Source organism: Vibrio vulnificus CMCP6 (genome assembly GCF_000039765.1).
GTDB classification, from domain to species: domain Bacteria; phylum Pseudomonadota; class Gammaproteobacteria; order Enterobacterales; family Vibrionaceae; genus Vibrio; species Vibrio vulnificus_B.
This window is the reverse complement of record NC_004459.3, coordinates 254,185-268,015: the sequence shown is the minus strand read 5'-3', so window position 1 is coordinate 268,015 and position 13,831 is coordinate 254,185. Positions and strand designations below refer to the sequence as shown.

The following is a 13,831-nucleotide window of genomic DNA, read 5'->3' as shown; positions in this document are numbered from 1 at the left end:
TTATTCTCGATGATAAGGGTGATTCGTGGTGATACTCCACGCACGATATAAACTCTCGGCCATCACAATGCGCACTAACGGGTGAGGTAAGGTTAGCGCTGAAAGAGACCAACTTTGTTCCGCAGCGGCTTTGCATGCGGGTGCTAATCCTTCTGGGCCACCAATCAAGATCGAGACATCTCGACCATCCAGTTTCCACGCTTCAAGCTGTTGCGCCAACTCTGGTGTATCCCATTTCTTTCCTGGGATATCGAGAGTGACAATGCGATTGCCTTTGGGAATGGCGGCTAACATCGCTTCGCCTTCTTTTTGCAAAATGCGTGCGATATCTGCGTTTTTGCCTCGTTTACCCGCCGTGATTTCGATGAGCTCTAGTGGCATATCGTGCGGGAAACGACGGCGATATTCTTGAAAACCTTCTTCAACCCACTTTGGCATTTTTGTGCCAACGGCGATCAACTGAATTTTCAAACCATTAACCCCAAAGTTTTTCGAGTTGGTATAGCTGGCGGTGTTCTTCTTGCATTACGTGTAGCATCGCATCACCCATATCCAGTACGACCCATTCGCCTTCGTTTTCACCTTCCATGCATAATGGCTGAAGGCCTACTTTTTTTACTTCATCAGCGACGTGATCAGCAATCGAAGCAACATGACGTTTCGATGTGCCAGTGCAGATGACCATATAATCTGTCACGCTGGATTTGTCTTCCACGTTCAGAATTACGATGTTTTCTGCTTTCATATCGTCGGCTTTATCAGCCAAAAAGTCTTTTAGTTCTTCGCGAAGCACGAATATTTCCTCGGTGTTGTTCTCTGTTTTACATGCGCGCGCAATATAGCACGCTTTTAACTTTTAAAAGCTAACTCTACGTCAGGGAGAGACATCTCGACGCTTAATTGCTGAAGAATTGGCCATACTGGTTGCTCATACTGCGTTTTGGCCAGAATCTCTGCCTTTGCAAGCAATGTGAGCAGTTGTCTTAGCTTAGTGCTCTTGAGTCGAGTTAAAGCCGCAGTATAGAGCGGTTTCTTGTTTTGCCAAATTCGGTGCTTTTCGAACACTTGCATCATAGAGCTTTGCTGCAGTTGTTGCTGCATTTGTAAAAGCAATAGCAGCTCTTTTTGCAATGAGCGCAACAAAATAATCGCTTCAATGTCTTCTGCTTCAAGTTGGCGCAAGATTTTTTGGCAGCGGTTGGCTTTCCCTTCTAATAGTGCGTCAATCCAGTGAAAAACAGTAAAGTGATTATGTCGACTGAGGGATTCCTCCAAACGAATCAAGTTGAGTTCGCCGTCTGGATAGAGCAGTGCCAATTTCTCCAGGCTTTGAGAAAGGGCAAAAAGATTTCCTTCATGCCATTGCGCGAGCATTTGTACCGCTTGTTGGTCTGGTTTTAAATTCAGTAGACGGCAGCGATTTAATACAAACTGTGGCAGGCGTTGATTATCGGGTGTTAGACAACTGATCCAGTGGCCTTGCTGGCTCAATGTTTTGAACCATTTTGCGTTTTCTTGCGCTTTGGTGAGTTTGCTGCCAATGATGACTAACATAATATCGGCATGCAGTATCTGAGCGACAGAAAGCAACTCGTTGGCGATTGATACGTTGACACCGCTTTCTGGCAGTTCAAGTTCAATCAGTTGGCGGCTGGAAAAAAGACTCAAAGCTTGGCAGCAGTCATAGACTTGATTCCAATCTAAGCTTGCATCTACGGCAAAGCGATGACGCTCTTCGAAACCTTGTTGAAACGCTGCTTTTTGAATAGCAGAGCGGCTTTCTTGGATCAGTAGCGGTTCATTCCCGAAAATCAAATAGACAGGTTTGAGTTCTTTCGTCAGTTGCTGAGCAAGGTTATCGGCAAAAATTCGCATAATTACTGATTACTTGAGTTGACGGTTTGTTCCTCGTATTCCGCACGAAGGCGACCTAGTTGACGCATCATTTGACTGGCCGCTTGGTTGCGCATTTCATCCTCGATCACTTCACGTTCCACCGATTTTGCCAACGCAGTCAGCGGGTTATCTAGGTAGTTGCGATTGACGGTGGTTTGGAAGCTTTGACTGCCAAGATCAGGTACGGTAACTCGGTAGCTCACGACGTAAGTCAGCTCTTTTTCTGCGGCACGGCTGTTTTGGTAAAGCGATAAAGTGCGCTCAGAGATGTTCTCGCCAATCAAATATAGATTTGGAACTGTTTCAGCTGGAGCGACGAGATTGACTTTGTTCAGAATCAATTGCGCTTTCACTGAACGAGTGAGCGGGCTGTAATCATCGTAGCTGGTAAACGAGAGTGTGCTTAGTTCTTCAGGAACGGAGTACTCACCACGTAAATGAAAACCACATGCAGACAACATGGCTGATAGAACCAAAATGGATGAGAGTTTAAACACGGACGTAAAACGCATTGAGATGCTCTTCTTGATGTTCAGAAAACGGGCTACCGCTAGCAGCACGACGGTTAGACTTATCTAAAATCACTCTGTGCTAATGATTTTAGATAAGTAGGGGTAGTCGAGCTACCCCAAACTTTGACCAAGATGAAGCGCGTTGGTTCGCCTCACCTGGTGGTTTTTCACTCTTGATATCGTGATCAGTTCGCCACAATGCTCAATAGTTTGCCTGGTACGTAAATCACTTTACGGATAGTCACGCCGTCTAGGTGTTTAGAGACGTTTTCTTCGTTAAGACCAATTTCTTCAACTTGCTCTTTGGTTGCGTCTGCAGCAACGGTGATTTTACCGCGGACTTTGCCGTTTACTTGAACAACAATCAGTTTTTCGTCTTCAACCAGAGCTTGCTCATCGTAAGTTGGCCAAGATGCGTTGTCGATGTCTTGCTGGCCAAGTGCCGTCCACATTTCGAAACAGATATGCGGAGTGATTGGGTACAGCATCGCAACGACCGCTTTTAGCGCTTCGTCAAGGATCGCACGATCTTGTGCAGATTCTTGTGGCGCTTTCGCCAGCTTGTTCATCAACTCCATGACAGCAGCGATTGCAGTGTTGAACGTCTGACGACGCGCAACGTCATCGGTTACTTTGGCGATGGTTTTGTGAACGTCACGACGCAGTGCTTTTTGATCACCAGACAGTGCTGCTGCATCGACTGCTTCTGCTGCACCTTTTGATGTGTGCTCGTTTACGAGTTTCCAGACACGTTTCAGGAAGCGGTTAGCCCCTTCTACGCCAGACTCTTGCCACTCAAGTGTCATGTCTGCTGGAGAAGCAAACATCATGAATAGACGTACTGTGTCTGCGCCGTATTTGTCGACCATCTCTTGTGGGTCGATACCGTTGTTTTTCGACTTAGACATTTTGATCATGCCTGAGTGTTCTACGTTACGACCTTCATTGTCGACAGCTGAAGTGATGCGACCTTTGCCATCGCGTTCAACTTTCACTTCCGTTGGTGATACCCACTCTTTGCCACCTTTATCGTTGGTGTAGTAGAAGGCATCTGCCAGTACCATGCCTTGACACAGTAGTTGCTTGAACGGTTCGTCAGACGTTACGTAGCCAGCATCACGTAGTAGTTTGTGGAAGAAGCGAGAGTACAGTAGGTGCATACACGCGTGCTCGATACCGCCGATGTATTGGTCTACAGGCAGCCAGTAGTTGGCTTTTTCTGGATCTAGGATGTCGTCAGCTTGTGGTGAACAGTAACGTGCGTAGTACCAAGAAGATTCCATAAAGGTATCGAACGTATCTGTCTCACGCAGAGCTGGCTCACCGTTGAAGGTTGTCTTCGCCCACTCTTTGTCGGCTTTGATTGGGCTCGTTACGCCGTCCATTACTACGTCTTCAGGAAGAATCACGGGTAGTTGGTCTGCGGGTACTGGGTGAACTTGGCCATCTTCAGTGGTGACCATTGGGATTGGTGCACCCCAGTAACGTTGACGAGATACACCCCAGTCACGTAGACGGAAGTTAACCGTCTTAGTGCCTTTGCCTTCTGCTTCTAGCTTCGCTGCGATGGCATCGAACGCTGCTTGGAATTCTAGGCCATCGAACTCACCTGAATCGAACAGCACGCCTTTCTCTGTGTAGGCCGCTTCTGAGATGTCTAGCTCGCTGCCATCAATTGGCTTGATTACCGGAATGATGTCTAGACCGTACTTAGTGGCGAACTCGAAGTCACGTTGGTCGTGTGCCGGTACTGCCATAACAGCGCCTGTACCGTAGTCCATCAATACGAAGTTAGCGACGTACACTGGCACTTCACGGCCGTTTAATGGATGAATAGCAGTAAGGCCCGTCGCCATACCTTTCTTCTCCATGGTCGCAAGCTCAGCTTCAGCAACTTTGGTGTTCTTACATTCTTCGATGAACGCAGCAAGCTCTGGGTTATTCTCAGCGGCAATTTTCGCTAGAGGGTGACCTGCTGCGATACCGACATAAGTTACACCCATTAGTGTGTCTGGACGAGTGGTGTACACTTCTAGGTCTTGTTGACCTTTCACTTCAAACTTGAGCTCCACACCTTCAGAACGACCAATCCAGTTGCGTTGCATGGTTTTCACCATTTCTGGCCAGCCTTCAAGTTTGTCTAGATCATCAAGCAGTTCTTGAGCGTACTCGGTGATCTTGATAAACCACTGAGGAATTTCTTTTTGCTCTACAGGCGTATCACAACGCCAGCAGCAGCCGTCTTCAACCTGCTCGTTCGCAAGAACAGTTTGGTCGTTTGGACACCAGTTAACAGAAGACGTCTTCTTGTAAACCAGGCCTTTCTCGTAAAGCTTAGTGAAGAACTCTTGTTCCCAACGGTAGTACTCAGGCGTACATGTTGCGAATTCGCGGTTCCAGTCGTAACCAAAGCCAAGAAGCTTAAGTTGGTTCTTCATGTATTCGATGTTTTCGTAAGTCCAAGGCGCAGGCGCGGTGTTGTTTTTCACCGCTGCGTTTTCTGCAGGTAGACCGAATGCGTCCCAGCCGATTGGCTGCATGACGTTTTTGCCTTGTAGGCGTTGGAAACGAGATACTACGTCACCGATGGTGTAGTTACGCACGTGACCCATGTGCAGTCGACCACTTGGGTATGGGAACATAGAGAGGCAGTAGAACTTCTCTTTGGTTGGATCTTCAGTCACAACAAATGTTTTGTTGTTGTCCCAGTGCTGTTGAACTTTCTGTTCAATATCTTGTGGATTATATTGTTCTTGCATCGATGGTATCCGGTTATCTTGGAATTTGTGAGTTCGGTTAGAACAGATTGAAATAGATCGTCATAGAATACCTAAAGGTACCGTGCACAACAATAGCCAATCTTTACAGATGGAGGACTGCCATGCCGAAACGTAAATCCGGTTATGAAGAAATGTTGGAAGATGTCATCGAGACACTCAAACATAGCCCAGATGAAGTGAACAACGTCCTAGAAACGTCTGGCAAGGTGATATCAGCGGCGAATGATATGACCAAAGATGAGTTGGCGTTGATCTCTGCGTACGTAAAAGCGGACTTAAAAGAGTTTGCCGACAACTATGAAGAGAGCAAAAGTGGACCTTTTTACCTCACCATTGCCGATTCTATTTGGCAAGGTTTGCTCGAAATTACTGACAGAACCAAAGTGGAATGGGTTGAACTGTTTGAAGATCTTGAACATCAAGGCCTTTACGAAGCGGGAGAGGTAATAGGGCTTGGTGTGTTGGTGTGTGATGAATGTGGCCATAAAACCTCCTACAATCATCCAACCGTGATCATTCCTTGCATCAAATGTGGTCACAAGGGCTTTAGCCGCCAAGCGTTGAAACCGTAATCACGCTCTTTTGCTCACGTGAGAAACAGAAAAGGTACGCATTGCGTACCTTTTGTTTTTTGCCCATCTGTGCTTGCGCTTTTCGCAACGGGTTTTCTCTACCGCTTTTGCCGCTAAGCATTCGTGCGGCGTTTTCGCCACCATGCGAGAGCGAGTGACAAAGCTACCCAAATGTAGAGTGGCCAGCTGCCTAGTTGATGATAGGGCGTTTGTCCTTGGGTTGGCGTAAGCTCTGCCCGTAGTACCGCCGTTTCAAACTGTGGAATAGAGGCGATAATTTTACCTCTATGGTCAGTAACGGCCGTTAAACCATTATTGGTGGAACGAATCAGCGGTTTGCCCAGCTCGAGAGCACGCATTCGCGCGATTTCCATGTGTTGCAAGGGGCCAATTGAACGACCAAACCAAGCGTCGTTTGATAGAGTCAAAAGGAAATCGGTGTCGTCGGTAACGTTTTGCCTTACTTGCTCGTTAAAGATAATTTCGTAACACAGCGCTGGCGCCATTGGATGGCCATTTGCCACGATATTAGGCTGAACAAAATCACCACGGCTAAATGATGACATGGGCAAATTAAAAAACGGTGCTAATGGACGCAAAATTTGCTCAAACGGGACAAACTCACCGAACGGCAGCAGGTGATGCTTATGATAACGCTCAGTGAGATCAAAAGAGTAATCCCCATAAGGCGTCAGGCCGACGGCAAGAATGCTGTTGTAAAACTGACCATCTTCGGCTTGATTGACAATGCCACTGATGATCGCGCTTTGATTCATTTTTGCCGCACTGTCCAAATTACTCAGGTAGGAGGGCAACTCGACTTCAAACGCTGGAATGGCAGCCTCTGGCCAAATAATAATATCTGCGTCCCAGTTTTCACGGCTCAAATCGGTGTACTTCATAATGGTTGGCCAGCGTTGGCTTGGTAACCATTTTAAGTTTTGGTCGACATTGCCTTGGATAAGCGCCACTTTGGTGGTTTTGTCCGGTTGCGGTGTGACCCAGTCCCAGTGTGATAAGCCATAACCCGTGCTGAGTAACACCGTTGGGATGAGTAGCATTGACCAACGTTTATGAATTACCGCATAGGCGATCGCACCTGCACCGACCAAAAGCAGTAGCGTAAGCAGCTCAACACCACCAATTGGAGCGAAACTCGCCAGAGGTGAATCGATTTGACTGTAACCGAGCCACAGCCAAGGGAAGCCCGTCATCACCCAGCCACGCAGCCAGTCTGCTATTAACCACAGGGCTGGCGCGGCAAGCAACAAGTTGAGCAAGGTTGCTTTGGCAAAAAAGCGTTGGTAGCTCCAAGTGAAGAGTGCAGGGTAGATGGCCAGATAGGCGATGAGTGCCCCCATCAAAAAGAGGTTAGCCGCCAGAGGCATGCCACCAAAGCCTGCGATACTGACGTAGACCCAGCTAATACCAGAGGCAAACTGCCCGAATCCCCACGCGTACCCCGTCCACAGAGCTTGTCGACGTGATTGACCATGGATAAGGATAAGTAACAGGGCTGGTGTAATAAGCGCAACTAACCAAATTTGGTAAGGTGCAAAGGCAAGCGTAGTGAGAGCGCCAACAAAAGCGGCCGCAATGGGCCGCTTGAGGCGATGAAATAGGGTATTTTTCATCTATCGTTCGTCTGATATTCCTCTTTGCAGAGGCGGTTATCGTTACTCTGGAGTGGTTTCTGCAACAGAAACCGAGTCAGGCACGGTGACTTGTAACTGGATAACACGACGGTTATCGGCGGCGGTCACTTTGAAATTGAAACCATCAATTTCTACGATCTCGCCACGAGTTGGTAAGTGACCAAAGGCTGTCATCACCAAACCACCCACTGTATCCACTTCTTCATCGCTAAAACGACTGCCAAAGGTTTCGTTAAACTCTTCAATGGTGGTCAATGCTTTGACCGCATAAGTATGCTTGCTGAGTTTACGAATATCTGCATCTTCCTCTTCGTCGAACTCATCTTCGATATCCCCAACAATTTCTTCAAGAATATCTTCGATGGTGACAAGGCCGGAGACGCCACCAAATTCATCAACAACAATGGCCATGTGATAACGTTCTTGGCGGAATTCTTTCAGTAGGCGATCGACTCGCTTACTTTCAGGAACCACGACCGCTGGGCGGATAACCTCTTCGATATCAAATGGAGCACTGTCTGAGCCTAAGTATTTGAGTAAGTCCTTCGCAAGTAGGATGCCTTCTACATGGTCTTTATCTTCACTGATAACTGGGTAGCGCGAGTGTTGCGCATCAGTGATCAGTGCGATAAGTGAATCGAGATTGTCTTTTCTCTCGATGGTGACCATTTGCGAGCGAGGGATCATGATGTCCCTAACGCGCATTTCAGCAATTTCCATCACACCTTCGAGCATATCTCGAGTGTCATGGTCAATCAGGTCATTTACTTCAGAATCTCGGATAACATCCACTAACTCTTGGCGATCTTTAGGCTCACCCTGAAATAATTGACCCAGGCGTCCGAAGAAGGACTTTCTACTCGGACCTTCTGAATTTTGAGAATTGTCGTCGTTCATTGTTTCTCTATTAAGTAACGCTATCAGATGTGTGATAGCACACATTTGGCATTCAACGCGCTAGTGCGTATCGAATGCTCACTCTTTTTCTGCTAAGTATGGGTCAGTAAATCCCATACCTTGCATTATTTCTGTTTCGAGGGACTCCATCTCTTCAGCTTCGTCGTCCTCAATATGGTCATAACCTAACAGATGCAAGCTACCATGTACAACCATATGCGCCCAATGTGCCATCAGGGGTTTGTCTTGGTCTATGGCTTCTTGTTCAACCACTTGGCGACAAATAACCAAATCACCCAACAAATCCATTTCCATTCCAGGGGGCGCTTCAAACGGAAAAGAAAGCACGTTAGTGGGCTTATCTTTACCACGATAATCGTGATTCAGCTGATGGCTCTCTTGGCTATCAACGATGCGAATCGTGACTTCTGCCTGTGGCTGAAACGGCGGAATGGTCTTGTCCAGCCAGGTTTGGAAATCTTGCGCACTAGGTAGGCCGTTTTGATCTTCGACCGCCAGTTGCAGATCCAGTTCAATTGCCATGTGTGGTTTCCTTATCCGCGCTGATTTGTGCAGAAAGCTCGGCTTTGGCGGCTTCAAGCAGTTTGGCATCGCGCTCTTCTCGGCGACGTTGTTCAAACTCTTTACGCTCTTTTTGGTCTTGTGCTTCCCACTTCTCGTAGGCATTGACGATGCGCGCGACGACTGGGTGGCGAACGACGTCATCGGATTGGAAGAAGTTAAAGCTGATCTCTTCCACTTCATTGAGCACTTCGATGGCATGACGAAGGCCAGATTTTGCACCGCGAGGTAAGTCAATCTGCGTGACATCCCCTGTGATCACGGCGCGAGAGTTAAAGCCGATACGGGTCAGGAACATTTTCATCTGTTCTACTGTGGTGTTTTGGCTCTCATCGAGAATGATGAAGGCATCGTTGAGTGTGCGACCACGCATGTATGCCAGTGGTGCCACTTCGATGACGTTACGCTCAATCAGCTTTTCAACCCGTTCAAAACCGAGCATTTCAAACAATGCATCGTAAAGCGGGCGTAAATAAGGATCGACTTTCTGACTCAAATCACCCGGTAGGAAACCGAGTTTTTCACCTGCTTCAACCGCAGGACGAGTGAGCAGAATGCGGCGGATCTCTTGACGCTCTAGCGCATCGACAGCTGCAGCAACTGCAAGATAGGTTTTACCCGTACCAGCAGGGCCAATACCGAAAGTGATGTCGTGCGTGACCATATTGACCAAGTATTGCGCCTGATTCGGCGTGCGAGGTTTGATCACCCCTTTCTTGGTTTTAACAAACACTTCTTTACCATGCGCGATGGCCGATTCTTGGTTTTGTTCAAGCACACCAGATTCTTTGATCGCAAGGTGGATATCTTCAGGTTCAACGTCTTTAATTTGGCCGCGAACCGTCGCGGTTTCAACGTAAAGCGTTTTAATGATATCGAGCGCGGCGGCGGATGTGTGGGGTTTACCAACGATGGTAAAAAAGTTGCCACGGTAACTGATTTCAACGCCGAGTCGACGTTCTAAGTGTTTGATATTTTCATCAAAAGGACCGCACAAGCTTGCAAGACGGCGGTTATCGGAGGGTTCTAGGTTAATCTCTAGAGTGACGATTTTATTGCTCAATGTTGCCTCTCATTGTCTGCCACTTAACGAGAGCCTGATAACAACCAGGCTCTCAATGGCGATTAATACGAGCTTATGGCGTAAATGTCGCTACACCTAGCTCATCTTCGCGGCGTGTTTTGGCCATCATTTGTGTTGGCGAAATCACGCTACGTAGGTCCATATCTTTTTCAGTACGTACAATCTCACCACGCAGTGAGTTCGCAAATACATCGGTAATTTTCACATCAACGAACTGACCAATCAGATCTGCGCTACCTTCAAAGTTTACTACACGGTTGTTTTCTGTACGAGCACGTAGCTCCATCAAGTTCTTCTTAGAAGGGCCTTCAACCAGTACACGCTGCTCTGTGCCTAGCATGAGGCGAGAGTAACGCATGGCTTGTGCGTTGATTTGTTGTTGCAGTTCGTACAAGCGCTCTTTCTTCGTCTCTTCTGAAAGATCACATGGGTAATCTGCCGCAGGAGTACCAGGGCGAGGAGAGAAGATGAAGCTGAAGCTCATGTCAAAGTCGACATCTTTGATCAGCTTCATGGTGTCTTGGAAATCTTTGTCGCTTTCACCTGGGAAGCCAACAATAAAGTCAGAACTGATTTGGATATCAGGACGCGCTTTACGCAGTTTACGAATGATCGACTTGTATTCGATGCCAGTGTGAGGACGCTTCATCATCGTCAGAATGCGATCGCTACCACTTTGTACTGGTAGATGAAGGAAGCTCACCAGCTCTGGCGTATCTTCGTAGACAGCGATGATATCATCGGTGAACTCAAGTGGGTGGCTGGTGGTAAAGCGAATACGGTCGATACCATCGATAGACGCAACAAGGCGAAGCAGTTCTGCAAAAGAACAGATTTCACCATCGTGCGTTGGGCCACGGTATGCGTTTACGTTTTGGCCTAGCAGGTTGACTTCGCGAACACCTTGCTCGGCAAGTTGCGCGATTTCGTAAAGCACATCGTCCATTGGGCGGCTGACTTCTTCACCACGAGTGTAAGGCACTACGCAGTAAGTACAGTACTTAGAACAGCCTTCCATGATAGAAACGAATGCGGTTGCGCCTTCTGCACGTGGTTCTGGCAGACTGTCAAACTTCTCGATTTCTGGGAATGAAATGTCCATCACTGGTGCATCTTCACTTTGTGATTGTTTGATCATTTCAGGAAGACGGTGCAAGGTTTGCGGGCCAAAGATAACGTCAACAAAAGGTGCACGTTCACGAATGTGATCGCCTTCCTGTGTTGCTACACAACCACCAACACCGATCACGACGCCTGGCTTTTTATCTTTGAGTGTTTTCCAACGGCCAAGCTGGTGGAACACTTTTTCTTGCGCCTTTTCACGGATCGAACAGGTGTTAAGTAATAGAACATCTGCTTCTTCTGGTTCTTCTGTCAATTCGTAGCCATTTGCTGCGTTCAGCAGATCCGCCATTTTCGATGAATCGTATTCGTTCATCTGGCAACCCCAGGTTTTAATTAGCAGTTTCTTACTCATCTCACTTTCGCTCGTGTTAATACTAAAAATTCGTTGAACAAATTGTTCAAAGTATAGCCGCCATCACGGCGGTAAGCGGCGTATTGTACTGCTTTAAAAACCTACTGACTAGTGATCTGGTGAATTCTTCGCAAAGCCTGATTTTATCTAGGGTCTTGTCAGGTATTTCGCCTTGGTTTTCTAAGGTTTTTGTCGATGGAAACTGAGTGACCTAAGCCGCTTGATAGGGACAAAGTGTTTCGCAAACTTGCCAGTAAAACGTACAATGCAAAACCGTCTTTGAATCAAGTTGATCAAGAGTACAAGATGAATAAATACGACATTGCCGTCGTCGGTGGCGGCATGGTAGGTGCGGCTGTGGCCATCGGATTTGCCAAACAAGGCAGAAAAGTCATCGTGGTTGAAGGGTTTGAGCCGAAAGCGTTTGAAGCAAGCCAACCGATGGACATCCGAGTGTCCGCCATTTCCCACAACTCCGTGCGTTTGCTGGAATCGCTAGGGGCCTGGCAACATATTCAAGCAACTCGAGTTTGCCCCTACAAACGGTTAGAAACCTGGGAGCACCCAGAATGTCGTACACGTTTTCACAGCGATGAACTCAATTTGGAGCAGCTAGGTTACATTGTGGAAAACCGTCTCATTCAATTGGGGTTGTGGCAAGAGTTTGCTCAGTACCCGAATTTGACTCTGCAATGCCCAGATAAACTGAAGCGTCTTGAGTTCGATGAGTTCAACACGTTGACGCTTGAGAGTGGTTTAGAAATTGAAGCCTCTTGGGTCATTGGCGCAGATGGTGCCAACTCTCAGGTGCGTGAGTTGGCTGGCATTGGCATTACCGCATGGGATTATCGCCAGCATTGTATGTTGATCAATATTGCGACGGAATCTGCGCAACAGGCGATCACTTGGCAGCAATTTACCCCAAGTGGCCCACGATCTTTTTTGCCATTGAAAGGCCAGCAAGGTTCTTTGGTTTGGTACGATTCACCCAAACGTATTCGCGAATTGTCAGCCATGAGCGCAGAAAAGCTGAAACAGGAAATTATTCGTCATTTCCCTGATGAATTGGGAGAGTTTGACGTGTTGTACTGGGATTCTTTCCCATTAACCCGACGACATGCACAAGCCTATTATCAACAAAATTGTTTGTTGCTTGGGGATGCGGCCCACACGATCAATCCATTAGCCGGCCAAGGCGTCAATCTTGGTTTTAAAGACGTTGAAGCGTTACTCAAGGCGACGGAAAACCAACCTTTGACAGTGGCTCAACAAGCGGCCTATCAGAAAGCACGCTATGCGGACAACTTGCTAATGCAAACTGGGATGGATCTGTTCTACAAAGGCTTTAGTAACGATATCACCCCATTAAAATTGGTTCGTAACGCAGCCCTCAAGTTGGCTGAGCACTCTGGGCCTATCAAACATCAAGTGTTGAAATATGCGCTAGGAATGTGATGGCATTGGGAGAGGGCTCATAAACGAGCGTTTGTATCAGGAAAGGAAAGCGGACTCATCGAGTTCGCTTTTTTTTTGTTTTCACAAACAATGAACAATGTAATGAAGATAAGAACGTCAGATAAAACAAAACCCAGCCTAAGCTGGGTTTTGTTCAATGATGGTGCGGAAGGAGAGACTCGAACTCTCACACCTCGCGGCGCCAGAACCTAAATCTGGTGCGTCTACCAATTTCGCCACTTCCGCATCAAATTGTGTGCTTTCAAGACAACGTCTTAATAGCTAAATAGTGGCAGGTCTACCTGGATTCGAACCAGGGAATGGCGGCATCAAAAGCCGCTGCCTTACCGCTTGGCGATAGACCTGCAGATGACAGCATTGCTATCGTGTTTTCTAAGTCGTTGCTTAGAATTCAAATCGATGGTGCGGAAGGAGAGACTCGAACTCTCACACCTCGCGGCGCCAGAACCTAAATCTGGTGCGTCTACCAATTTCGCCACTTCCGCATCGATTTGTGTTGTTATCAAAACAGAGTCTTAATAACGAATGAGTGGCAGGTCTACCTGGATTCGAACCAGGGAATGGCGGCATCAAAAGCCGCTGCCTTACCGCTTGGCGATAGACCTACAGATGACAGCTTTGCTATCGTTTTCTAAGTGTTCGCTTAGAAAAGAAATTCGATGGTGCGGAAGGAGAGACTCGAACTCTCACACCTATCGGCGCCAGAACCTAAATGTGGTGCGTCTACCAATTTCGCCACTTCCGCATCGAATTTTCATGCATCAAGACATTGTCTTAATAGCTAAATAGTGGCAGGTCTACCTGGATTCGAACCAGGGAATGGCGGCATCAAAAGCCGCTGCCTTACCGCTTGGCGATAGACCTACAGCTGACAGCTTACGCTATCGGTTTCTGAACATT

General features: G+C 47.4%; 12 protein-coding genes and 6 tRNA genes. 2 read left to right on the top strand and 16 right to left on the bottom strand.

Annotated elements, in window-relative coordinates; translation table 11 throughout:
• From rlmH to leuS, 5 genes are all read right to left on the bottom strand, one after another.
• Nucleotides 1-471, bottom strand: a complete 471-nt coding sequence (rlmH, locus tag VV1_RS01380; protein ID WP_011078385.1) for a 23S rRNA (pseudouridine(1915)-N(3))-methyltransferase RlmH — start codon at nucleotides 469-471, stop codon at nucleotides 1-3.
• Nucleotides 472-475: 4 nt separating this feature from the next.
• Complete coding sequence (rsfS, locus tag VV1_RS01375) at nucleotides 476-793, bottom strand: ribosome silencing factor (protein ID WP_011078384.1); 318 nt, start codon at nucleotides 791-793, stop codon at nucleotides 476-478.
• 56 nt (nucleotides 794-849) lie between these two features.
• Nucleotides 850-1,875, bottom strand: coding sequence for a DNA polymerase III subunit delta (holA, locus tag VV1_RS01370; RefSeq protein ID WP_011078383.1), 1,026 nt, complete (start codon nucleotides 1,873-1,875; stop codon nucleotides 850-852).
• Between the two features lie 2 nt (nucleotides 1,876-1,877).
• A complete protein-coding gene (locus tag VV1_RS01365; RefSeq protein WP_011078382.1) occupies nucleotides 1,878-2,408 on the bottom strand; it encodes an LPS-assembly lipoprotein LptE in 531 nt (176 codons plus the stop codon).
• Nucleotides 2,409-2,593: 185 nt separating this feature from the next.
• Nucleotides 2,594-5,167 carry a leucine--tRNA ligase gene (gene leuS, locus VV1_RS01360; RefSeq protein ID WP_011078381.1) on the bottom strand — a complete coding sequence of 858 codons (2,574 nt, stop codon included), beginning with the start codon at nucleotides 5,165-5,167 and terminating at the stop codon, nucleotides 2,594-2,596.
• A gap of 122 nt (nucleotides 5,168-5,289) precedes the next feature.
• Between leuS and VV1_RS01355 the strand changes: the two genes are divergently transcribed.
• Nucleotides 5,290-5,760, top strand: a complete 471-nt coding sequence (locus tag VV1_RS01355) for a zinc ribbon-containing protein (protein ID WP_011078380.1) — start codon at nucleotides 5,290-5,292, stop codon at nucleotides 5,758-5,760.
• Nucleotides 5,761-5,873: 113 nt separating this feature from the next.
• Here VV1_RS01355 and lnt read toward each other — a convergent pair whose 3' ends face one another.
• The 5 genes from lnt to miaB form a co-directional block, all read right to left on the bottom strand.
• Complete coding sequence (gene lnt, locus VV1_RS01350; RefSeq protein ID WP_011078379.1) at nucleotides 5,874-7,394, bottom strand: apolipoprotein N-acyltransferase; 1,521 nt, start codon at nucleotides 7,392-7,394, stop codon at nucleotides 5,874-5,876.
• Nucleotides 7,395-7,436: 42 nt separating this feature from the next.
• Nucleotides 7,437-8,312 (bottom strand): CNNM family magnesium/cobalt transport protein CorC, encoded by an 876-nt coding sequence (corC, locus tag VV1_RS01345; RefSeq protein ID WP_011078378.1) that lies wholly within the window; start codon nucleotides 8,310-8,312, stop codon nucleotides 7,437-7,439.
• Nucleotides 8,313-8,390: 78 nt separating this feature from the next.
• Nucleotides 8,391-8,855 carry an rRNA maturation RNase YbeY gene (ybeY, locus tag VV1_RS01340; protein WP_011078377.1) on the bottom strand — a complete coding sequence of 155 codons (465 nt, stop codon included), beginning with the start codon at nucleotides 8,853-8,855 and terminating at the stop codon, nucleotides 8,391-8,393.
• Nucleotides 8,845-9,957, bottom strand: a complete 1,113-nt coding sequence (locus tag VV1_RS01335) for a PhoH family protein (RefSeq protein ID WP_011078376.1) — start codon at nucleotides 9,955-9,957, stop codon at nucleotides 8,845-8,847. The genes ybeY and VV1_RS01335 overlap by 11 nt, the downstream gene beginning before the upstream one ends.
• Before the next feature lie 73 nt (nucleotides 9,958-10,030).
• A complete protein-coding gene (gene miaB / locus VV1_RS01330) occupies nucleotides 10,031-11,455 on the bottom strand; it encodes a tRNA (N6-isopentenyl adenosine(37)-C2)-methylthiotransferase MiaB (protein ID WP_011078375.1) in 1,425 nt (474 codons plus the stop codon).
• Nucleotides 11,456-11,761: 306 nt separating this feature from the next.
• Between miaB and VV1_RS01325 the strand changes: the two genes are divergently transcribed.
• Nucleotides 11,762-12,910, top strand: coding sequence for a 2-octaprenyl-3-methyl-6-methoxy-1,4-benzoquinol hydroxylase (locus VV1_RS01325; protein WP_026130490.1), 1,149 nt, complete (start codon nucleotides 11,762-11,764; stop codon nucleotides 12,908-12,910).
• A 161-nt stretch (nucleotides 12,911-13,071) separates the two neighbouring features.
• Here VV1_RS01325 and VV1_RS01320 read toward each other — a convergent pair.
• From VV1_RS01320 to VV1_RS01295, 6 genes are all read right to left on the bottom strand, one after another.
• Nucleotides 13,072-13,156, bottom strand: a tRNA-Leu gene (locus tag VV1_RS01320).
• A gap of 44 nt (nucleotides 13,157-13,200) precedes the next feature.
• Nucleotides 13,201-13,275: transfer RNA gene (locus VV1_RS01315), tRNA-Gln, on the bottom strand.
• A 56-nt stretch (nucleotides 13,276-13,331) separates the two neighbouring features.
• Nucleotides 13,332-13,416 (bottom strand) — tRNA-Leu (locus VV1_RS01310).
• A 45-nt stretch (nucleotides 13,417-13,461) separates the two neighbouring features.
• A tRNA-Gln gene (locus tag VV1_RS01305) sits at nucleotides 13,462-13,536 on the bottom strand.
• Nucleotides 13,537-13,591: 55 nt separating this feature from the next.
• A tRNA-Leu gene (locus VV1_RS01300) sits at nucleotides 13,592-13,676 on the bottom strand.
• Nucleotides 13,677-13,720: 44 nt separating this feature from the next.
• A tRNA-Gln gene (locus VV1_RS01295) sits at nucleotides 13,721-13,795 on the bottom strand.
• Between the last annotated feature and the right edge of the window lie 36 nt (nucleotides 13,796-13,831).